General features: G+C 63.7%; 18 protein-coding genes and 1 tRNA gene. 9 read left to right on the plus strand and 10 right to left on the minus strand.

The annotated features are described in order from the left end of the window. Positions 1-61: 61 nt before the first annotated feature. Positions 62-850, plus strand: a complete 789-nt coding sequence (locus AC50X5_RS04040) for a potassium channel family protein (protein ID WP_494974806.1) — start codon at positions 62-64, stop codon at positions 848-850. Positions 851-923: 73 nt separating this feature from the next. Here the strand turns inward: AC50X5_RS04040 and AC50X5_RS04045 are convergent. Then, positions 924-1,005: transfer RNA gene (locus AC50X5_RS04045), tRNA-Tyr, on the minus strand. 163 nt (positions 1,006-1,168) lie between these two features. Next, positions 1,169-1,435, minus strand: a complete 267-nt coding sequence (locus AC50X5_RS04050; protein ID WP_493984247.1) for a hypothetical protein — start codon at positions 1,433-1,435, stop codon at positions 1,169-1,171. 210 nt (positions 1,436-1,645) lie between these two features. Here AC50X5_RS04050 and AC50X5_RS04055 point away from each other — a divergent pair, with 210 nt between their 5' ends. The 5 genes from AC50X5_RS04055 to AC50X5_RS04075 all read left to right on the plus strand — a co-directional run bounded on the left by AC50X5_RS04055 (position 1,646) and on the right by AC50X5_RS04075 (position 5,897). Continuing rightward, positions 1,646-2,137, plus strand: a complete 492-nt coding sequence (locus tag AC50X5_RS04055; RefSeq protein ID WP_463934747.1) for a YajQ family cyclic di-GMP-binding protein — start codon at positions 1,646-1,648, stop codon at positions 2,135-2,137. Between the two features lie 190 nt (positions 2,138-2,327). Next, positions 2,328-3,086, plus strand: a complete 759-nt coding sequence (locus AC50X5_RS04060; protein WP_494974807.1) for a hypothetical protein — start codon at positions 2,328-2,330, stop codon at positions 3,084-3,086. Between the two features lie 30 nt (positions 3,087-3,116). Then, on the plus strand, positions 3,117-3,602 hold the full coding sequence (locus AC50X5_RS04065; RefSeq protein ID WP_493984243.1) for a Fur family transcriptional regulator: 486 nt from the start codon (positions 3,117-3,119) through the stop codon (positions 3,600-3,602). A gap of 7 nt (positions 3,603-3,609) precedes the next feature. After that, positions 3,610-5,106, plus strand: coding sequence for a catalase (locus tag AC50X5_RS04070; protein ID WP_494974808.1), 1,497 nt, complete (start codon positions 3,610-3,612; stop codon positions 5,104-5,106). A gap of 155 nt (positions 5,107-5,261) precedes the next feature. Beyond that, positions 5,262-5,897 (plus strand): DUF2461 domain-containing protein, encoded by a 636-nt coding sequence (locus AC50X5_RS04075; protein ID WP_494974809.1) that lies wholly within the window; start codon positions 5,262-5,264, stop codon positions 5,895-5,897. Between the two features lie 2 nt (positions 5,898-5,899). On the opposite strand, the gene AC50X5_RS04080 is transcribed toward AC50X5_RS04075, so the two are convergent. The 6 genes from AC50X5_RS04080 to AC50X5_RS04105 all read right to left on the minus strand — a co-directional run bounded on the left by AC50X5_RS04080 (position 5,900) and on the right by AC50X5_RS04105 (position 13,707). Then, on the minus strand, positions 5,900-7,477 hold the full coding sequence (locus tag AC50X5_RS04080) for an APC family permease (protein ID WP_494974810.1): 1,578 nt from the start codon (positions 7,475-7,477) through the stop codon (positions 5,900-5,902). Positions 7,478-7,639: 162 nt separating this feature from the next. Next, positions 7,640-8,047 carry a DUF779 domain-containing protein gene (locus AC50X5_RS04085; protein ID WP_494974811.1) on the minus strand — a complete coding sequence of 136 codons (408 nt, stop codon included), beginning with the start codon at positions 8,045-8,047 and terminating at the stop codon, positions 7,640-7,642. Between the two features lie 42 nt (positions 8,048-8,089). Further along, positions 8,090-9,613, minus strand: a complete 1,524-nt coding sequence (gene exaC, locus AC50X5_RS04090) for an acetaldehyde dehydrogenase ExaC (protein WP_494974812.1) — start codon at positions 9,611-9,613, stop codon at positions 8,090-8,092. A 138-nt stretch (positions 9,614-9,751) separates the two neighbouring features. Further along, on the minus strand, positions 9,752-11,092 hold the full coding sequence (locus AC50X5_RS04095; protein ID WP_494974813.1) for a helix-turn-helix domain-containing protein: 1,341 nt from the start codon (positions 11,090-11,092) through the stop codon (positions 9,752-9,754). Positions 11,093-11,148: 56 nt separating this feature from the next. Further along, a complete protein-coding gene (locus AC50X5_RS04100; RefSeq protein ID WP_494974814.1) occupies positions 11,149-12,624 on the minus strand; it encodes an FAD-dependent oxidoreductase in 1,476 nt (491 codons plus the stop codon). Between the two features lie 84 nt (positions 12,625-12,708). Beyond that, positions 12,709-13,707 (minus strand): DNA topoisomerase IB, encoded by a 999-nt coding sequence (locus AC50X5_RS04105; protein ID WP_494974815.1) that lies wholly within the window; start codon positions 13,705-13,707, stop codon positions 12,709-12,711. Positions 13,708-13,791: 84 nt separating this feature from the next. On the opposite strand from AC50X5_RS04105, the gene rarD reads away from it, so the two are divergent. Beyond that, positions 13,792-14,877, plus strand: a complete 1,086-nt coding sequence (rarD, locus tag AC50X5_RS04110; protein WP_494974816.1) for an EamA family transporter RarD — start codon at positions 13,792-13,794, stop codon at positions 14,875-14,877. Positions 14,878-14,958: 81 nt separating this feature from the next. Here the strand turns inward: rarD and gabT are convergent, their stop codons facing one another. Continuing rightward, positions 14,959-16,329: a 4-aminobutyrate--2-oxoglutarate transaminase gene (gene gabT / locus AC50X5_RS04115; protein WP_494974817.1), complete on the minus strand. Its 1,371-nt coding sequence runs from the start codon at positions 16,327-16,329 to the stop codon at positions 14,959-14,961. 50 nt (positions 16,330-16,379) lie between these two features. Further along, entirely contained in the window at positions 16,380-17,810 is a 1,431-nt protein-coding gene (locus AC50X5_RS04120) for a gamma-aminobutyraldehyde dehydrogenase (RefSeq protein ID WP_494974818.1), read from the minus strand. Positions 17,811-17,944: 134 nt separating this feature from the next. Here AC50X5_RS04120 and AC50X5_RS04125 point away from each other — a divergent pair, with 134 nt between their 5' ends. Both AC50X5_RS04125 and AC50X5_RS04130 read left to right on the plus strand, forming a co-directional pair. Further along, entirely contained in the window at positions 17,945-19,381 is a 1,437-nt protein-coding gene (locus AC50X5_RS04125) for a PucR family transcriptional regulator (RefSeq protein ID WP_494974819.1), read from the plus strand. 31 nt (positions 19,382-19,412) lie between these two features. Beyond that, on the plus strand, positions 19,413-20,672 hold the full coding sequence (locus AC50X5_RS04130; protein WP_494974820.1) for an MFS transporter: 1,260 nt from the start codon (positions 19,413-19,415) through the stop codon (positions 20,670-20,672). The last annotated feature ends 69 nt before the right edge of the window (positions 20,673-20,741 follow it).

The following is a 20,741-nucleotide window of genomic DNA, read 5'->3' on the forward strand; positions in this document are numbered from 1 at the left end:
TGCTACCCACCAGTAACATAGCGGCACCAGGGGCTTGTAGCTGTCCGGGTAGGATCTGCGCATGACGCAACAACGCTACCGGGATCTTGCCGAGTGGCCGCTGACGGGGACAGCACTCGTCTTCCTGGCGGCCTACGCATGGCAGGTCATTGGCCACACCGAAGGCAGCGGTGATGACTGGCTTGAGGCAATCATGTGGATCACGTGGGGAGTCTTCGCCATTGACTATCTTGCAAACCTCTGGCTGGCTACCGGCCGGGCACACTGGTTCCTTCGCAACCTGCACGAGCTCTTCATCGTGGTCCTGCCGTTCTTCCGCCCATTACGCCTGCTACGCCTCGTGACACTGCTGTCCGTCCTGCAAAGAACCGTCGGGGAGAGCTTGCGCGGCCGGGTGGTGACATATGTGGCAGGATCCGCGGCCCTGCTGGTGCTCGTTGGATCCCTGGCCGTGCTCGACGTCGAGCAGGATGCGCCGGACGCCAAGATCGTATCCTTTGGCGATGCCGTCTGGTGGGCGATCACCACGATTACCACGGTGGGCTATGGCGACCTCTATCCGGTCACTACCATAGGCCGCTTTGTGGCTGCGGCCTTGATGATGAGCGGCATCGCCGTACTGGGCGTAGTCACCGCGTCCATTGCTTCCTGGCTGGTCCAGCGGGTCGAGGAAAACACCGAAACTGCGGTTGAGGCCGCCGAAGTGCCCGTCCGCGTAGAACTGGGCGATCTCATTGAGGAGATCAGCGCGCTGCGACGCGAGATCGCTGAATTGAAGGGGAACCAGGCCGGACCTGGTTTTCCGGAAGGCAGGGGATCTGAACCTCCGTCTGCTGCCTCGCGATTATGAGTCGCGCTCCCCACGAAGTCCGGGACACGAAAAAGCCTCCGGAACCTGTTGGTCCCGGAGGCTTTTCCTTGGGTGGCAGATGAGGGATTCGAACCCCCGTAGGCGTTGCCAGCTGATTTACAGTCAGCCCCCTTTGGCCGCTCGGGTAATCTGCCGAACTTCAAAAGAAGATCACCCGCTGCGCCGTGATGGAAAAGGTCCGTTTCCGGGCCGATCCGCATCCGTGAACCGCGGGCAAGACAACTTTACAGAACTTACGCCGAAGAATCGAATCGGCCCAAGAAGCCCGGTATTCCGGGCCGGAACCGGGGCGCATCCTCAGGTAAGGGTGGACCCCGCGCCACCTTCCCCGAGGATGCGCCCCGCAAGCCTGGCCTGAAACTTGACGGCCTGCTCTTCCGTCATCTGGTTCAACTGCACGGCCCTGAGGAGGTCCTCGTTGATGCCCTGAATCCGGGTGGTGGCATCCGGCACAGGCGCAAGAATCACTGACGCGGCAAGGATCGCAGCAGTGGCTGCGGAAGCCACCGCACCGGCGGCCGCTGCTGTGGTCGTTGTGACATATCGGGCTGCCTCGCGGTGCATGCTGTTCCCTTTCCGGCGACTGAATCAACAGCTCCAACTTTGCCCTGAGTAACTTCATTCCCGCAGTGCTTCTGCTGTGAGGAAACTGTGCGGCCCTGCCACTGCCCGCCCGTCGGGCATCCGTACTAGGCTGGAATGCAGAATCGCCGGCCCACCGCCGGCTCACAGAAACCGGGCCGGATCACCCGGACACCCCAACGAAGGAGAGTCATGGCAGGCGAGTCAACGTTCGACGTCGTAAGCAAGGTAGACAAGCAGGAGGTTGCCAACGCACTGAACCAGGCACAGAAGGAATTGGTTCAGCGGTACGACTTCAAGGGCGTGGGCGCCGAGGTGGACTTCAGCGGTGAGAAAATCCTGATGAAGGCTAACTCTGAGGAACGTGTCCTGGCTGTGCTGGACGTGCTGCAGTCCAAGCTGATCCGCCGGGGCATCTCCCTGAAATCCTTGGACACCGGCGAGCCCTACGCCTCCGGCAAGGAATTCCGGCTGGAAGCCACCATCAAGGAGGGCATAGCGCAGGATCTTGCCAAGAAGATTAACAAGCTGATCCGGGACGAAGCCCCGAAATCGGTCAAGTCCCAGATCCAGGGCGATGAACTGCGCGTAACGTCCAAGTCCCGCGACGACCTCCAGGCCACCATGGCGCTGTTGAAGGACTTCGACGAAGCAGACCTGCAGTTTGTGAACTTCCGCAGCTAACGCCATTCGCGCCGCGGAACTGAGCCGCGGGACTCTCTGAATCAGGACGCTGCAAAAGGTGCCAGCAGCGCCATGGCGATCATGGCCAGCAGGTTCCAGCCCCCGCCTTCCGGGCCTGGTACCCGTCCTTCAACACTGACACGCTCCGCTTCTGTTGGTAGGGTCAGGGCGGAGGGGAAGGGGTTGAGGCATGGGGGTGTCGCGGCGGCTGCTTTTTGGTTCCACATTCTGGCAGGTCACGCGTCCCGCAACCACTCTCACGCCCGGTCACCTGACCATCCGGCTCACCGATCCAGCAGTTGCCTTCGGCACCGCCTCCGCCGCCGATTGGCTCCGATGCTTCAGGGCAGCCCACGCCGCGCTCGCCGAAGTTTTTGGCACCCGCACCTTCTGCTTGTTCTTCGCGCATCAGTGGCATCCGCTCGGCACCGCCATCGCCGAGCCCGAGGCCGAATCGTCTACGCCCACCTTCCACATTTTCGGCCGGTTTACCGGGGAAACCACGACGCCGGGGCAGCAACTGGCGATTCCGGCCCACCGCCGGGTGCCGCTCAGTGCAGGGGAACTGCAGAAGTACGACGGCGGGCTGCGGCTTGCGCTGCGGCGCGCCGCTGCCGGAGGTGCTGCACCTAAGGAGGTGCCGCCGTCGGATCCCTTGATTACCCGGCGGAACCCTGAAGCGCCAGCAGGACCGCACCACACCATCCTGTCCACCGGACGCAAGGTCTCTTCTGTTGATGACCTGACGGTTCAGGAACTGCTGGCCCTGGCGGCTGAACTGCAACAGATCGCGAAGCTCGGCTCGGTTAACGGGATCAGTTGCCTGGTGGCAGAAGGGCTGTCCGGCGGCCAGCTGGAGATGCACGCGGTGGCGCGATCTGCTGGTGAGGCGTTCAACCCATTGGCCCGGCTGCTGGAGTCGCCAAGAGTTAGCCAAGCCTTATTGTGAAGAACTCATAATAAGTGCTTCAATAGATTCATGAGCGAATACCCGGAGAGCCAGGAAGCATGGGCCAACGCCCTGCGAGCCCACGGCCGCCGGGTCACCAAACAGCGGCTGGCTGTTCTTGCCGCCGTGGAGCGCCACCCGCATTCACCGGCCGAGCACGTCCTTGCAGCCGCCCGTGAAGAGCTCCCCGAACTTACCGCGCAGTCCGTCTACGTGGTCCTGGGCGACCTGACGGACTTGCATATGCTGCGCCGGTTTGAGCCTCCGCACTCCCCGGCCCTGTACGAAACAAGGGTCAACGACAACCACCACCACGCCATCTGCATCAGCTGCGGCCGCGTGGAGGACGTCGATTGCGCCGTCGGACATGCTCCTTGCCTCACCCCGCACTGGAATGAAAACACCACACCGATGACCATTCAGATCGCCGACGTGATGTACCAGGGCATCTGCGCCGACTGCCAGCGCAAACAACAACTTCCTTCTGAACGTCCCTCACAAGTAATAGAGAAATAGGAGAACAATGACTGCCATTTCAACAACCCAGTCAGGTGCCCCCGTCACGTCCGACGCACACTCGAAGTCAGTAGGTGCTGACGGTGCCATCGTCCTGACGGATCACTACCTGATTGAAAAGCTCGCCCAGTTCAACCGCGAGCGGGTTCCGGAGCGCGTAGTGCACGCCAAGGGTGGCGGCGCATTCGGTACCTTCAGGACCACCGAAGATGTCTCCGCATACACCAAGGCAGCCTTCCTCCAGCCGGGCGTCGACACCGAAATGTTGATCCGGTTCTCCTCCGTCGCCGGCGAAAACGGCTCCCCGGACACCTGGCGCGATCCGCGTGGCTTCGCGGTCAAGTTCTACACCACCGAGGGCAACTACGACCTCGTGGGCAACAACACCCCCGTCTTCTTCATCCGCGACGGCATCAAGTTCCCGGACTTCATCCACTCGCAGAAGCGCCTTCCGGGCAGCCACCTGCGTGACGCTGACATGCAGTGGGACTTCTGGACCCTCTCCCCCGAGTCCGCCCACCAGGTCACTTGGCTCATGGGCGACCGCGGCCTGCCGGCATCCTGGCGTGAAATGCAGGGCTACGGCTCGCACACCTACCAGTGGATCAACGCCGAGGGCGAGCGCTTCTGGGTCAAGTACCACTTCAAGTCCAACCAGGGCGTCAAGTCCATGACCAGCGAGCAGGCAGAGCAGCTGGCCGGTTCGGATGCAGACTTCTACATCCGCGACCTCCAGGAAAACATTGCGGCCGGCAACTTCCCGTCCTGGGATCTGCACGTCCAGGTCATGCCGTACGAGGATGCCAAGACGTACCGCTTCAACCCGTTCGACCTCACCAAGGTCTGGCCGCACGGGGACTACCCGCTGATCAAGGTCGGCACCATGGAGCTGAACCGGAACCCGGAGAACTACTTCGCGCAGATCGAGCAGGCCACCTTCGCGCCGTCGAACTTCGTCCCGGGCATTGCAGCCTCCCCGGACAAGATGCTGCAGGCCCGCATCTTCTCCTACGCGGACGCACACCGTTACCGCGTGGGCACCAACCACGCCCAGATCCCGGTGAACCAGCCCAAGAACCAGGTGAACAACTACAGCCAGGACGGCGCCGGACGTTACCTGTTCAACGCGCCCACGGTTCCTGTCTACGCACCGAACTCGGTGGGCGGGCCGGCGGCTGTTGAGCCGCAGAACCCCGCCGGCGGCTGGGAGAACGACGGCGAACTGACCCTCGCCGCGCACTCCCTGCACGCCGAGGACAGCGACTTCGTCCAGGCCGGAACCCTGTACCGTGAGGTCTACGACGACGGCGCCAAGGCCCGCCTGCTCGAGACCATCACCGGCGCGGTGGGTGGCGTCAAGAGCCCCGGCATCAAGGAGCGCGCAATCCAGTACTGGACCAACGTTGATGCCGAACTCGGCGCCAAGCTGCGGGCCAACCTGGGTGCCGGAGTGGCCTTCGGCGCTCCGTCCTCCGACGCTGAGGCTGCCAACAAGATCGGCTAGTTTCCCCATTCCAGCCCTGCTGGTTTAGTTGCTGCACTGCCCCGTCACGGTTTCCGTGGCGGGGCAGTTTGCTTATCTGGCCCCACCGGAGGTTTATCCACATAGACCTTCCTGAGCCTTGGCCCAGGAAGGGGCCCGCTCCTAGGCTCACTCGCATGACGACTTTCAACGGCATCCCCGCGGGGGCATTCTCGTTCTATTCGGAGTTGGAGGGCAACAACAACCGCGAGTGGTGGCAGGAACACAAACTGGACTATCAATCCCTGGTCCGCGAGCCTCTATCAGCACTCCTTGCCGAACTTCAGCCCGGATTCGGTCCGGGCAAAATCTTCCGGCCCCACCGGGACATGCGGTTCGCGCAGGGCAATCCTCCCTATAAGCCGGCTCAGAGTGCCTTTGCTTCGGTCAAGGAGGGTGTGGGCTACTACCTGCACCTTAACGCGGACGGCCTGCTGGTGGGCGCCGGCTACCGTTCGCACTCGCCAGCCCAGCTGGCGCGCTTCCGCAATTCCGTTGACGCGTCCGGCACTGGCGAAGCCCTGCGGCTCGTGGTCGACTCGGCGGTCCGCGCCGGGTTCGTTATGGACGGCGAGAGGCTTAAGTCAGTTCCGCGGGGGTACAGTCGGGACCACCCCCGAGCGGAGCTGCTCAAGTACAAGACGTTGTCCGCAGGAATGAGGCTGGGCAAGCCGGAATGGCTGGGGAGCACGGACGCGCCCCGGCACGTCGGGGAGTTGTGGGAGCAGCTGCGGCCGCTTGTGGACTGGGCGGGACGGCACGCCGCCCCATAACGTCAGGAGCGGGCGTACTCTTCATCGTCGTCGTTGGCTGGCTGCCCTGCTGCAGCATCTGTGGGGCCTTCCGTGGTGGCTCGTCCGTTGACGGCCTCCTTGGCTTCTGTGAACCGTTCGTTCAGCCTGGAGTGGCGCTGCCCGTAAGCGAAGTAGATGCCAATGCCGATTGCCAGCCAGGCAGCAAAGAAGATCCAGGTTTCCACCGCCAGGTTGGTCATCAGGTAGATGCACAGCACTGCCGAAACGACCGGGAGGACCTTGCCAAACGGAACACGGAAGGACGGCTTAAGGTCAGGACGCTTGCGCCGCAGTACCAGGATGCCAAGGCTTACCATCACGAACGCGGACAGGGTGCCGATGTTGATCATCTCTTCGAGCAAATCCACCTTGGTCAGCCCGGCCACGAGGGCCACGGCAGTTCCGCAGATGATCTGCAGGCGTGCCGGTGTGCCGCGTTTCTCGCTGGTCTTGGACAGGGAGCGGGGCAGGAGGCCGTCGCGGCTCATGGCCAGGACTACCCTGGAGAGCCCCATCAACAACACCATAATCACGGTGGTGAGGCCCACCAGGGAACCAAAAGCAATGACCTTGGCAGCGTTGGTATCCCCTACCGCCTCAAAGGCTGTAGTGAGGGTGGGGTTTTCTGCTTCGGCCAGCTGGGTGTAGGACACCATGCCGGTGAGGGCCATCGAGACCAGGATGTAGAGGACCGTCACCACGGCCAGGCCGCCGAAGATGCCACGTGGCAGGGTCTTCTGCGGGTTCCTGACTTCCTCGGCGGAAGTGGCCACAACGTCGAACCCGATGAAGGCGAAGAAGACCAGCGCTGCCCCGGCGAAGATGCCAAGCGTGCCGTACTGCGCAGGAGCTGCTCCGGTGAGGAAGCCAAACAGGGACTGCTTGAGAACGTCCGCCGTCCCGGCCGCAGCAGTGGGCTCAGACGCCGGAACGAACGGCGCATAGTTCTCGATTTTCACGTAGGCGAACCCCGCTACGATGACGAACAGCACCACGGCTACCTTGATCAGCGTGAAGACGTTGCCAACGCGGGCAGACAGCTTGGTACCGAGCACCAGCAGCACGGTGAACACTGCGACGATCAGGAACGCACCCCAGTAGAGCTGGACGTCGCCCAGGTTGATGGCCGGCGGAAGATCAACGCCGGTGAGTGCAAACACGTTGCTGAGGTAGATTCCCCAGTACTTGGCAATGACCGCCGCGGCCGTGAAGAGCTCCAAAATCAGGTTCCAGCCAATGATCCACGCCAGCAACTCGCCCATCGTGGCGTAGGTGAAAACATAAGCGGATCCGGCAACGGGAATAGCGGTGGCGAATTCGGCGTAGCACATGATGGCCAGCGCACAGGTGATGGCTGCTACGGCAAAGGAAATTGTGACAGCCGGCCCTGCGAAGTTTGCAGCGGCCTTGGCACCTACCGAGAAGATCCCGGCGCCCACGGCTACAGCGACCCCCATGATCATCAGATCCCAGGTACCTAAGGAGCGCTTGAGCGTGCGTCCTGGTTCATCGGCATCGGCAATAGACTGCTCGATCGACTTTGTCCGGAGGAGATTCATGAGGTATCGGCAATCCTGATCGGGTAGTGGAAACAGACTTATCCACAGTAGGGTCCGTCAGGTGGACGTTCCCAATTGTCCCGAATCGTGAGACGCGGAAGGTCCGGCCTGCAACAGGCCGGACCTTCCGGATGGTTTTGTTTGGCAGAATTCGGCGCGTGGCTACACCGGCCAGTCCATCAGCGTGGACCTGATCAGGAAGCGCTTGCCCTCGGGTGCCTCCACGGAGAAGCCACTCCCCCTGCCCTGCACCACGTCCACGGTCAGGTGGGTGTGGCTCCAGTAATTGAACTGCTCCCTCGACATCCAGAAGTCCAGCGGCTTCGGTTCCAGGGACGAGCCCAGGTCGAAGCTGCCCAGCAGCACATCGGCCTCGGCAGTGATGAAGTCCCCGGCCGGGTAGCACATGGGCGAGGAACCATCGCAGCAACCCCCGGATTGGTGGAACATCAGCGGACCGTGCTGCTCCCACAGTTTTTGGAGCAACTCAATGGCGGCGGCGGTGAGCGCCACCCGGGAAAAGTCTTCCCCGGGCAGCGTGACCGCGGCGTGAAGCCGGTCGTCGGGCATTGGCCCTCCTCCTCTGGCTCTGGCTCCCTGGATCCCAGCGACCTAGAAGAAACCCAGCTTGTTCTCGTTGTAGCTGACCAGGAGGTTCTTGGTCTGCTGGTAGTGGTCCAGCATCATGGCGTGGTTTTCACGTCCGATGCCGGAGGACTTGTAGCCACCAAACGCTGCCCCGGCGGGGTAGGCGTGGTAGTTGTTGACCCACACACGGCCGGCCTGGATCTCCCGGCCGGCGCGGTAGGCCACGTTCCCGTTGCGGGACCAGACACCGGCGCCCAGCCCGTACAGGGTGTCATTGGCAAGGCCCATGGCGTCGTGGTAGTCGCTGAAGCTGGTGACTGATACCACCGGGCCGAAGATCTCCTCCTGGAAGATCCTCATCTTGTTGTGCCCTTCGAAGATGGTGGGCTGGACGTAGTAGCCGCCGGCCAGGTCGCCCGGCAGCTCTGCACGGGCGCCGCCGGTGAGGGCCTTGGCGCCTTCCTGGTTTCCGATATCCATGTAGCTCAGGATCTTCTCCAGCTGGTCATTGGAGGCCTGGGCGCCGAGTTGGGTGTCGGTATCCAGCGGATTGCCCTGGATGATCTTCTGGGTACGGGCCAGCGCGTCCGCCATGAAGGAGTCGTAGATGCCTTCCTGGACCAGGGCGCGGGACGGGCAGGTGCAGACTTCGCCCTGGTTGAAGGCGAAGAGCGTGAAGCCCTCCAGTGCCTTGTCGTAGAAGGCATCATGTGATTCGGCAACATCGTTGAAGAAGATGTTGGGGCTCTTGCCGCCCAGTTCGAGGGTCACCGGAATCAGGTTCTGGCTCGCGTACTGGCTGATCAGCCGCCCGGTGGTGGTTTCGCCGGTGAACGCGATTTTGCGGATCCGCGGGCTGGACGCCAGCGGCTTGCCGGCCTCCACGCCGAAGCCGTTCACCACGTTGATGACGCCGGCGGGCAGAAGGTCGCTGATCAGTTCCATCAGCACCAGGATGGAGGACGGCGTCTGCTCGGCGGGCTTCAGGACCACGGCGTTGCCGGCCGCGAGCGCGGGGGCCAGCTTCCATACGGCCATCAGGATGGGGAAGTTCCAGGGGATGATCTGGCCCACTACGCCCAGGGGTTCGTGGTAGTGGTAGGCGGTGGTGTCGTCATCCAGCTGGGAGAGCCGGCCTTCCTGGGCGCGCACGGCGGACGCGAAGTAGCGGAAGTGGTCAGCAGCAAGCGGGATGTCTGCGGCCATGGTCTCGCGGATTGGCTTGCCGTTGTCCCAGGTCTCGGCGACGGCCAGCAGCTCAAGGTTTTCGTCCATGCGATCCGCGATCTTGTTCAGGATTGCCGCGCGCTCTGCCACAGATGTCTTGCCCCAGGAAGGCGCCACCTTGTGGGCTGCGTCCAGGGCAACGTCGATATCCTCGGCGGTTCCGCGGGCAACCTCGCAGAAGGCCTTGCCGGTCACGGGGGTGATGTTCTCGAAGTACTGGCCCTTGACCGGGGCAACCCACTCGCCGCCGATCCAGTTCTCGTACCGGTCCTTGAAAGTAACCTTCGAACCCTCGGTACCAGGCTGCGCGTAAACAGTCATTGCTAGCTCCTTTGCTGTGCATGAATGGTGGCGCCATCACCGTGGCGCCTGCCGTACCACCCACAGTAGGAACTTCAAGGTTGCAACGAGGTTGCAAAGGCCGCAGCGGGGTTTCGACAGGCTCAACCACCGGCGGACTTAAACGCCCAGCTCCGCTTCCAGCCGTTCAATGTCGGCGACGACGGCGGCGCGCCTGGGTGAGCGCGGCGGCAGCAGCTTCAGTGCCGAGATCCGGACGCCGACGTCGTCGGTTGCCTCCGGGAGCGCGGCGTACTTCAGCAGGGCCTCGGCACTGCCGTCCGTCAGTACCGCCTCGCGCAACAGCGAGGAGACGCGGTCGCGCAGTTCAGCGATCCCGGGCGCCTGGGAACGGGGCAGGACGGCGCCGCGGTAGATTTCCAGGGCGATCCGATGCGCACCGCGCTGCAGGCAATTCAGGACCTGGCCGGCGTCGGGAGCTACATCGATGGTGAGCCGGTACGGGCGGGACAGCGGCACCGCGGCGGGATCAAGCTCGTGGAGGACCTTGCGCAACCGCACCATTTCTGCCCGCAGCGTCATTGACGCATTCTCTCCCTGGTACACCAGCGCGCAGAGCTCTTCCGCGCTCAGCCCGTCCGGGTGCATGCTCAGCAGGGTAAGGATCTCGCTGTGCCTCCCGGAAAGCGGCACAGTACGTCCGGCAATGCTAAGAAGCGCCTGGTCCCGGCCCAGCACCTGGAGGCTGTTGCGGTACAGCGTGCTGTCCCTGCCGGGTGTTCCTGCCGCGGAGGTCCGGCTGCGGCGCCGTGCAGGCTTTGTGGCGGCCACCTGCAACCGCTCCACCCGCAGCTGCGCCTGGGCGGCGGCCACGGTCGCTTCCACCAGGGAGAGCGTGTGCGGGGCGACGGCCAGTTCGGTACCCGTGATGTCCACAACCCCCAACAGCGCTCCGGAATCGGGATCGTGGAAAGGCACGGCCGTGCAGCTCCACGGATGGACTGCCCGTTGGTAATGCTCGGCCCCGGCAATCTGGATGCTGCGGTTCAGTGCCAACGCGGTCCCAGGGGCACTGGTACCCACCGTGGCCTCGGACCAGTCGGCGCCGGCCACGAACATCATCCCTTCGGCGCGGCGCTGAAGCTCAGGATCCCCGTCCACCCACAGCAGCCGTCCCAACTCGTCGCCCACGGCTATCAGCAGGCCGCTGTCATGGCTGGGCCGTACCAGCAGTTTTCGGATCACCGGCATGATGCTGGCCAGCGGGTGCTGCCGGCGGTACTCCTCAAGTTCGTCCTGGTCCAGCGCCAATGGTGCTTCGCTTCTGTCCGGGTTGGCCTGCAGGCGTGCCGAACGCTGCCAGGATTCGCGGATGAGCCTGCGCAGTCCCGGGATCTCACGGGTCCCGGCATAACCGTCGAGCTGTTCGTGGCCGGCAAGGGCGTGGCGTTGGCGCAACTGGGCGTCGTCAACTGACGCCGGGTGAATCAGGTTCCCCATTGAACTCCTGCTTACTGTAGGTCCTTGCCAAGGCTGGCACCTTAACGGCAGATGCGCTACTCCCGGGAGATCGCAATCATGTGTTCGCGGTCCACTACTTTTACGCGTTCACGCACGACGCCGTAGGCCGGGTTCTCCGTGGTCCATGCCGCTCCGAGGGCTGCTTCGTGCGCATCCAACCGGTTCCATCCTTCCCAGGTGGTGAAGCTGATGCCGCGTTCCTCCAGGAGATCGATGACGGCCTGCGGGTCAGGTTTTTCAGCCAGCGGCAGGTGCAAATGGTCTTCCAGCAGGAAGCCGACCGTCTCCAGGGCATCGCCCTTGGTGTGGCCGATCAGGCCCACCGGCCCGCGCTTGATCCAGCCCGTGACGTAGAGCCCCGGAGCGTGGCGCCCCTCGGCGTCAAGCACCCGGCCGCCGTCGTTGGGAATCACCCCGCGCCTGGAATCATATTCGAGCCCTTCCAGGGGCGAGCCGTGATAACCGACCGCCCGGTAGACCGCCTGTACCGGATAATCCACGAACTCTCCGGTGCCTTTCACATTGCCCGTGCCGTCCAACTCGGTGCGTTCAAAACGGATACCTGCCACCTTGCCGGACCTGCCGCCGTCGGGACCGTGTTCGCTCCCGTGTTCGCTCGCGTAAATTTCTACCGGCCTGTGCAGGAAATGCAGGTGCAACCGGCGGGAAGACGGCTGCTCGGACTCCGCATGCTCCTCCACCAGCCAGTTGGTGAGGGTATTTACCATGGTTTTGATCTGGTTATTGGTGCGGATCGCTTCGTCAGAGGCTTCATCAAACTCGAAGTCTTCGGGGTACAGCACAATGTCCACATCGTTCATGTGGCTGAGTTCGCGCAGCTCCAGGGGCGTGAACTTCACCTGGGCCGGGCCGCGGCGGCCAAAGACGTGGACGTCAGTGACCGGGGACTTCTTCAGGGCCTGGTACACGTTGTCGGGGATCTCGGTGCTGAGCAGTTCATCGGCGTGCTTGACCAGCATCCGGGCCACGTCCAGGGCCACGTTCCCGTTCCCGATCACCGCGATCTCCTTGGCGTCCAGCGGCCAGTCACGCGGGACATCCGGATGGCCGTCATACCAGGAGACGAACTCGGCGCCGCCGAAGGAGCCCTGCAACTCGATGCCCGGTATATCCAGGTCCGCGTCCATCACGGCGCCGGTGGAGAAAATAATGGCGTCATAGAAGGTGCGCAGGTCCGCCAGCGTGAGGTCGCGGCCGAACGTCACGTTGCCCAGGAACCTGATGTCGCCGCGGTCCAGCACCTTGTGCAGGGCGTTGACGATTCCCTTGATCCGGGGATGGTCAGGTGCCACGCCATAACGGATCAGGCCAAATGGAGCGGGGTAGGCATCAAACAGATCGATACTCACCTCCAGGCCACCGTCCTTGACTGCGCCTGATTTGGTCAAAATGTCCGCCGCGTACACTCCGGCCGGTCCGGCACCGATGATGGCGATACGAAGCGGACGCTGTGCAAACACTTCATCTGTGGACTCGCTTGGAGTGGACACGTCAGCCCTTCTGCTGCTTCTCTAAGCCGGAACGGCAACCCGGTGTCCCATTCTAAGTGGCATTGCGGTTGTTCTGCTGGTTGCTCAGCCGCTTTCCTGCAGCGGCACCACGGTGCCTTCCCGGTACAGCAGTGCACGGAGTTCAGACTCCGCCGACTGCAGCCTCTTCAGATCGATGGTTTCACCATCGGAGAAATGATCCAGCACGCGCGGGTCAACGTAGCTTTTCCGGGCAATGGATGGTGTGTTTCCCAGTACTTCGGCAGCGTCGATCATGGCCCGGCTAATGGCCCTTTTCCTTTTTGCCTCTGTCCGCTGGACGCCTGTCCGCGCCAGGCTTGCGGCAGCCGCAACTGTGCCGTGAAGGGTGCGGAAATCCTTGGCCGTGAAGTCCCCGCCCGTCTGCTCCTTCACATAGGCGTTGATGTCTGCACTGGTAACCGGGCGCCAGGTTCTGCCCTCTTTGTAGGCCAGCAGCCTGGCATTGGGGCCACGCCGCTTGAGCAGCCGCAGGAGGGCGGCCAGGTCCGCATCGCGGATCTCGGATTCCCAGTCCTTACCGCTCTTTGCCGGGAACCTCAGTGATACGCGGTCTTTGCGGATCTTGACGTGAGCGCAAAGGAGGGTTGCCAGGCCGTGGCTGCCATTCTCGTTCGTATACCGCTCCGAACCCACCCGTAAGGATCCGCTGTCCAGCATTCGAAAAGCTGCAGCCAATACCCGGTCCCGCGTGAAGCCTTCACTTCGCAGATCCATGGTCACTTTCCTGCGGGCGGCCGGAAGCGACTCGGCCAGCTGGAGCGAGCGGTCAAACTTCAGCCGGTCCTTCCGTTCACGCCACTCCGGATGGTAGATGTACTGCCGCCTGCCCACGGCGTCAACGCCGGTGGCCTGGATGTGCCCGTTTTCGAAGGGCGCAATCCAGACGTCGTCCCAGGCCGGCGGAATGCCAATGCTCTCCAGCCTGTCCCGGACAGGCCCGGGGGGCAGGGTGGAGCCGTCCAGGTCCCGGTAACTAAAACCCGTCCCGGCACGAACGCGACGGTAACCGCGTCCGGACGCCTTGCTCCGCCGCAGCCTCATCCGGCTGTTACCACGCCACTGCTAATGGTCATAACAGCAAGCCTACTGACTATTTCCGGCTGCGCCGAGTTTCCCGACTGGAATATGAGCCCACCCACTGGTGTTATTGGTTGCGTGCCTACTCCCGATTCCACGTCATCATCCTCCGGACAGCTCCCCCCTGGTGCGGCCCAGGCCGGGAAGGCAGGACCGGCGACCGGGCCCGGATCGGGCAAGGGCCCCGGCCTCAAGGCCGTAGATACGGAAACGACGGCGGGAATCATCTTCGGTATCGGTGCCTACGGCCTGTGGGGGATGCTGCCCCTGTACTTCCTTGCGCTGATGCCTGCGGGCGCCGTGGAAATCGTGGCCAACCGCGTGGTGTGGTCCCTGCTGTTCTGCCTGCTGCTGATAGCCGTCACGCGTTCCTGGGCCGCGCTGACCGGCGCCTTCCGGGACCGTTCCGTTCTGGGTCCCCTGGCCTTGGCCGCAAGCCTTATCGCTGTCAACTGGCTGACCTACACCTATGGGGTAACCACCGGCCAGGCCGTGGAGGCCGCGCTGGGTTACTTCATCAACCCGCTGGTCTCCGTGCTGCTGGGCGTCTTCATCCTGCGTGAGAAGCTGCGCCCGCTGCAGTGGGTCTCGGTGGGAATCGGCTTTGTAGCGGTCGGCGTCCTGACCTTCTCCTATGGAAAGCTGCCCTGGATCGCGCTGACCCTTGCGTTCAGTTTCGGCTTCTACGGCTTCGTGAAAAAACGCGTTGGACCCAAGGTCGACGCCGTGACCAGCCTCAGCGTGGAAACCATCGTGCTCGCTCCCCTGGCGGCCGTAGTCATGGTGCTCCTGGCCGTCAACGGAACTGCCACGCTGACCACCGAGGGTCCGGGGCACTTCTGGTTGCTGGCCGCTTCCGGCGTCATCACCGCCGTTCCCCTGCTGTTCTTTGGCGCCGCTGCCCGCCGCCTGCCCCTCAGCACGATCGGCCTGTTGCAATACCTCGCCCCGGTACTGCAGTTCATCGTTGCCGTAGCCATCTTCCAGGAACCCATGACGCTGGAGCGCTGGATCGGATTCGGTGTCGTGTGGCTGGCCTTGCTGGTCCTGACCGTGGACATGTTTTTGAGCCAACGACGCAACGCCGCCGGCCGGGCTGAAGAACGTCGCGCCGCTGCCGCAAAGTCCGGTTAAACGCCACAAGCGGACACGGGATCACCGTGTCCGCTCTGTTGCGAGGCCAGGCGCGTTGATGAACGCCTGGACAAATATGGGTTAGACGCCGGCCTTGATGGCCTTGGCCAGTACGTCCAGGCCGTCATTGAGCAGCTCGTCGCTGATGACCAGCGGAGGCAGCAGGCGGATGACGTTACCGTAGGTGCCGCAGGTGAGGATAATGACGCCCTCGGCCAGGCAGGCTGCGGCGACGGCTTTGGTCAGTTCCGGATTGGGTTCCCTGGAACCCGCCTGGACCAGCTCGATTGCCAGCATGGCACCGCGTCCACGCACGTCGCCGATCACGCCGGTTCCGGCGTCGTTCAGTTCCGCCTGCAGTGCGGAGAGACGGCCAACCGCCAGCTCTTCGATGTGCCGGGCACGGCCGATGAGGTCGAACTGCTCCATGGTACCGATGGAAGCAAGCGCTGCGGCGCACGCCACCGGGTTGCCGCCGTAGGTGCCGCCGAGGCCGCCCGGGTGGACGGCGTCAAGCAGGTCCGCACGGCCGGTGATCGCGGAAAGCGGCATGCCGCCGGCGATGCCCTTGGCCATGGTGATGATGTCCGGAATGACGCCTTCATGATTGACGGCGAACCATTCGCCGGTGCGGCAGAAGCCGGACTGGACTTCATCAGCGATGAAGACAATTCCCTTTTCCTTGGCCCAGGCAGCCAGCGCCGGCAGGAAGCCGTCGGCCGGGACAATGAAGCCACCTTCGCCCTGGATCGGTTCGATGATCATCGCGGCAACCTGGTCGCCGCCGATCTGCTTCTCGATCATGGTGATGGCGCGCTTTGCGGCCTCCGCACCGGTAATGTCCGGGTTCTCCTCGCGGAACGGGTAGCTCATGGGCACCCGGTAAACCTCGGAGGCGAACGGGCCGAAGCCGGTCTTGTACGGCATGGCTTTGGCGGTCAGCGCCATGGTCAGGTTGGTGCGGCCGTGGTAGGCATGGTCAAAAGCCACGACGGCGTCACGTCCTGTGGCCAGGCGGGCCACCTTCACCGCATTTTCCACTGCCTCGGCGCCTGAGTTGAACAGGACGGTCCGCTTCTCGTGGTCGCCCGGGGTGAGGCGGTTCAGCTGTTCGGCGACGGCGACGTAGCCCTCATAGGGGGTGACCATAAAGCAGGTGTGGGTGAAATGAGCGACAGCGTCCTGCACGGCTGCCACGACGGCGGGGTCCGAGGCGCCGACGCTGGTAACGGCGATGCCTGAGCCGAGGTCGATGAAGGAGTTGCCGTCGACGTCGCGGATGATTCCGCCATCGGCGTCTTCAACATAGACGGGTACGCCGGAAGCGACCCCGGCAGCGACAACGCTCTTGCGGCGTTCGTTCAGTGCCCGGGACTTGGGGCCGGGGAAGGCTCCGGCAATGGAGCGCTTCTGCTCCAGCCGGTAGTTGAGTTCGGGGGCGGTGGTGGTCATGGCGAAGCCTTTCAGTATGTGGTGATCGAGCCTGTGGCTGAAAAGTACGGTCAGGCGTCCAGCGCGCTCATCACGTGCTTGATGCGTGTGTAGTCCTCCACGCCGTACATGGAGAGGTCCTTGCCATAGCCGGACTGCTTGAATCCACCGTGCGGCATTTCGGCGGTCAGCAGGATGTGCGTGTTGATCCAGACTGCCCCGAAGTCCAGGTCGCGGGACATCCGCATGGCGGTGCCGTGGTTGGTGGTCCAGACGCTGGAGGCAAGGGCATAGTCGACGTCGTTGGCCAGTTCAATCGCCTCGGCTTCTGTACTGAATTTCTGCACGGTGATGACCGGGCCGAACGTTTCCTGCTGGACCACGGCATCGGTCTGCTTGGCGCCGGTGACGATGGTGGGCTCGAAGAAGTAACCCTTCTCCCCTGCCTGGTGTCCTCCGGTTTCAATCCGGCAGTAATCCGGGAGGTGGTTCACCACGGATTTGACCTGGTTGAAGTGGTTGACGTTGTTCAGCGGACCGAAGTAGTTGTCTTCGTCATTCTGGGAGCCGGTGTGCAGGGTCTTGGTGTGTTCCACCATCGCGGCAACAACGTCGTCGTGCACGGAGTCTTCAACCAGCACACGGGTGATGGCCGTGCAGTCCTGGCCGGCGTTGAAGAATGCGAACTCGGCAATGGCCGCGGCGCTCTTCTTGATGTCCGCGTCCTTGAAGACGATGGCGGGCGCTTTGCCGCCCAGTTCAAGGTGCGCGCGCTTGAGGCTCTTGGCAGCCCCACTGGCAACAGCGATTCCGGCGCGGACAGATCCGGTGATGGAGACCAGCCCGGGGACCTTGTGGTCCACCATCATCGCGCCGGTCTCGCCGGTTCCCAGCACCACGTTCAGGACGCCGGCGGGCAGGATATCGCCGGCAAGGCGGGCCAGGACCAGCGTGGACTCGGGAGTGGTGTCCGAGGGCTTAAGGACCACGGTATTGCCGGCGGCGAGCGCCGGGCCAATCTTCCAGATGGCCATCAGGAACGGGTAGTTCCAGGGTGCAACCTGGGCTACGACGCCAATGGGTTCACGGCGGACATAGGAGGTGTGGCCCTCGAAGTACTCGCCGGCGGACTTGCCTTCGAGGATCCGGGCGGCGCCTGCGAAGAAGCGCAATTGGTCTGCGCCGGCAGCGATCTCCTCCGAAGCAATCAAGGAGCGGACCTGGCCGGTGTTGCGGTGCTGCGCCTCGACGAGTTCGTCGCTGTTCGCTTCCACGGCGTCCGCCAGCTTGAGCAGCATCAGCTGGCGCTGGCCGGGCGTTACGTGCTTCCAGTTCTTGAAGGCATCCTTGGCAGCGGACATGGCTGCATCCACGTCAGCCTGGACGGAGATGGGCGCTTTGGCCACGACCTCCCCGTTGGTGGGATTGACGATGTCCAGCAGTCCGGTACCGGCCGGCGTAACGAACTGGCCGTTGATGAAGTTTTGCAAGGTCTGAACCACGGTGTGCAACCTCTTTCTGCTGTTGAGCTACTGCTCCGAGCGTAGGCCACGTCACTTAATGAAGGAATAGTCATGTGCACACCTGCCAGCAGCATGTTTAGTGCGGTTGCCCAGCTTGGTCCTATGCTTGGAGGATGGCCATTTCCCTTGCCGCCCTGGTGGCTGCCAGCCCGCTGAAGCTGAAGAAAAGCGGGCTCTCCGAGAGCACCTGGACTCACGACATCCGGTGGGTCGCGGTGTCCGAACTGGAGGACCCGCACCGGTTCCTGGATGGCGGCGAGCTGGTCCTCACCACCGGCCTGCGTCTGAAGTCCGCCCCGGACCAGCGCCGGTTTGTGCGGCAGGTCCAACGGGCAGGAGCTGTAGGCATCGGTTTTGGCACCGGACTGACCCACGAGACCGTCCCGCCGGCGCTCATTGCCGAGGCCAACCGCTGGAACATTCCCGTGGTGGAGGTTCCCTATGACACCCCGTTCATCGCCATCACCAAGATCGTCGCGGATGCCCAGTCCTCGGACCACTACGCCAAGCTGGAACGCCTGATCGCCGGCCACCAGGTACTGGCCCGCGCGCTGCTGACCGGCGGCGGCCTGGGCGAACTGCTCAAGCACCTGGGCGGCATGCTGCGGGCAGACGTAGCCCTCACCCAGTTCACGGCACTGCTGCACAACACCGGCAGCCTTCCGCCGTCGGCCCCGGAATGGGCATCTTTCCCCATCCCCACCGGCCGGCGGGACGCCTGCACATTATGGATCCGGCAGCCCTTCGAGGACACCGGAATAGTGGGCTACGCACAAAACCTCATCAGCGTTGAACTGAATAACATGGTCCAGCAGCGCCAGTCCCAGCGCGCCCTCGCCGGCCAGGTGCTGGAAGACATATTCCACGGAGCACTGGAGATCAGCGAGGCCCAGCGCCGGCTGGCCGGCATCGGGGTCAACAGCACCCGCCGCAACGTCGCCCTGTTGGCCGTCTCCGCCGCCCATCACAAAACCCTCGGAACCACCTCCGTGCCGCCATCGCTCGCGGAGGCGGTGGCCGCCGTCGTGGGAAAGGACCTGGTTCTGGTGATTCCCGACGACGGCACGGGAGCGCCTGCCCTGGCCCGCCAGCTCAGTGACCACCTGGCCGAAGCAGGCATCCACGCAAACATCGGCATTGGCGGCGCCTACACCAAGCCGAACGGACTTCGCTGGAGCTACTTCGAGGCGCGGGAAGCCGCCGGACACGGGCTGCCGGTCAACGAACCCGAACGGCTCAGCCTGACCTCGCTGCTGCTGGCCAGCGAGGATGTACCCCTGGCGGACATGGCCAAGGAATGCCTGAATCCGCTGCGGGCCTTTGACACTGCGCACGGATCGGAACTGATGTTGACGCTCGAAAGCTACCTGAACCACAACGGCTCGGTGGCAGCCGTAGCGGAGGCGCTGACCCTGCACCGTAATACCGTCCGCTACAGACTGGCGCAGATTACGGAGATGACCGGCTATGACCCGTCAGTGACGGCGGACCGCGTGCAGCTGTGGCTCGCGTTAGCAGTATCACGGCTGGGCGCGCGGCACCCGGGGTAGGAGAGGCTTTGGGAAGCTCTACGCTGTAACTATGGACCACTCCACCACGCCTGCCCCTGCTCCAGCACGGGTGGAACCGCGGCGCAGCGGTGCGGTGGTGGTCATGGGTGTGGTGGCATTGGTCCTGATCGGCCTGAACCTCCGCGCGGGAATCACCAGCGCTTCCACCCTCCTGCACGATCTCCAGCTGACCCTGGGCTACGGCCCGTTCATCGCCTCGCTGATCCCGTCCATCCCCACGCTGTGCTTCGCCCTGGCAGGCGCGGCAACTTCCTGGCTCACCGGAAAACTGGGCGTAGAGAAGGCAATAGTGCTTGCACTGGCCATGCTTGCCGGCGGCCTGCTGCTACGGGGCATCCCCGCCACCGGGATGCTGGTGGGCGGAACGGTGGTGGGCATGTGCGGCCTGGCCGTCTGCAACGTGGCGATGCCCTCCTTCATCCGCGAGCACTTTGCCAGCCGGATCTCGCTAATGACCGGCGTCTACACCCTCACCATGACCACCGGGGCTACCGCGGCCTCCATCCTGGCGGTGCCCGTGGCACAGGCCCTGGGTTCGCCGTCGTCAGCTGTAGGCTCCGTTGGTTTCGTGGCCGCGGCTGCGCTACTCGGTTTCCTGCCCCTGGCGCTGCACTCGCATCGGCACGGCACCCGGGTCACCGAGGCACGGGTCCGGCCATGGCCGCTGCTTAGGACGCGCAAAGGCCTGCTGATCACCGCTGTTTTCACGCTGCAGGCACTGCTCGCGTATTCGGTGCTGAGCTGGTTCCCATACCAGCTGATCACCAGGGGTCTGGATGCGGCGGACAGCGGACTCATGTACGGCCTGCTGCAACTCGTCTCAGTTCCGGCCGGAATGCTGCTGATCGCGATCGGCTCACGGCCAGGCATGCTGCGGCCCGCCTTTTACCTCGCCGGGCTCTGCATGGCCGCCGGGCTGCTCTGCCAACTGCTGCTGCCGGTGGAGCTGGCCATTCTTTCGGCCTGCCTGACGGGCCTTGGCATCGGCATTTTCCCGCTGGTCATGGTGCTGATCAGCCGCAGCGGCAAGAGCACAGCGGAAACCACGGCACTGTCCACTCTTGCCCAGTCCGTCGGCTACCTTCTGGCGTCCATGGGCCCGTTTGGCGTCGGGTTGCTGCATGGTTCCACCGGCAGCTGGACGCCGCCGCTCATTATCCTGCTGGTACTGGCCGTGGCCCAGATCGTCATGGGACACCTGCTCACCGGCAATGGGGTGCTTTCCGGCGGCCCGGCCCGGCCGGCGGGACGACCGCGCCGGCGGGACTGACCCAACGTTGAACGGACCCGGCTGATCCGGGCCAGTGGTCCACATACGTGAAAAACCTGCTGAGCCCGC

Source organism: Pseudarthrobacter sp. MDT1-40-2 (genome assembly GCF_059383595.1).

Coding starts and splice junctions, on each gene's coding strand:
- AC50X5_RS04040 (WP_494974806.1), top strand. CDS start 62: ATGACGCAACAACGCTACCGGGATCTTGCCGAGTGGCCGCTGACGGGG.
- AC50X5_RS04050 (WP_493984247.1), bottom strand. CDS start 1,435: ATGCACCGCGAGGCAGCCCGATATGTCACAACGACCACAGCAGCGGCC.
- AC50X5_RS04055 (WP_463934747.1), top strand. CDS start 1,646: ATGGCAGGCGAGTCAACGTTCGACGTCGTAAGCAAGGTAGACAAGCAG.
- AC50X5_RS04060 (WP_494974807.1), top strand. CDS start 2,328: ATGGGGGTGTCGCGGCGGCTGCTTTTTGGTTCCACATTCTGGCAGGTC.
- AC50X5_RS04065 (WP_493984243.1), top strand. CDS start 3,117: ATGAGCGAATACCCGGAGAGCCAGGAAGCATGGGCCAACGCCCTGCGA.
- AC50X5_RS04070 (WP_494974808.1), top strand. CDS start 3,610: ATGACTGCCATTTCAACAACCCAGTCAGGTGCCCCCGTCACGTCCGAC.
- AC50X5_RS04075 (WP_494974809.1), top strand. CDS start 5,262: ATGACGACTTTCAACGGCATCCCCGCGGGGGCATTCTCGTTCTATTCG.
- AC50X5_RS04080 (WP_494974810.1), bottom strand. CDS start 7,477: ATGAATCTCCTCCGGACAAAGTCGATCGAGCAGTCTATTGCCGATGCC.
- AC50X5_RS04085 (WP_494974811.1), bottom strand. CDS start 8,047: ATGCCCGACGACCGGCTTCACGCCGCGGTCACGCTGCCCGGGGAAGAC.
- exaC (WP_494974812.1), bottom strand. CDS start 9,613: ATGACTGTTTACGCGCAGCCTGGTACCGAGGGTTCGAAGGTTACTTTC.
- AC50X5_RS04095 (WP_494974813.1), bottom strand. CDS start 11,092: ATGGGGAACCTGATTCACCCGGCGTCAGTTGACGACGCCCAGTTGCGC.
- AC50X5_RS04105 (WP_494974815.1), bottom strand. CDS start 13,707: ATGAGGCTGCGGCGGAGCAAGGCGTCCGGACGCGGTTACCGTCGCGTT.
- rarD (WP_494974816.1), top strand. CDS start 13,792: ATGAGCCCACCCACTGGTGTTATTGGTTGCGTGCCTACTCCCGATTCC.
- gabT (WP_494974817.1), bottom strand. CDS start 16,329: ATGACCACCACCGCCCCCGAACTCAACTACCGGCTGGAGCAGAAGCGC.
- AC50X5_RS04125 (WP_494974819.1), top strand. CDS start 17,945: ATGGCCATTTCCCTTGCCGCCCTGGTGGCTGCCAGCCCGCTGAAGCTG.
- AC50X5_RS04130 (WP_494974820.1), top strand. CDS start 19,413: ATGGACCACTCCACCACGCCTGCCCCTGCTCCAGCACGGGTGGAACCG.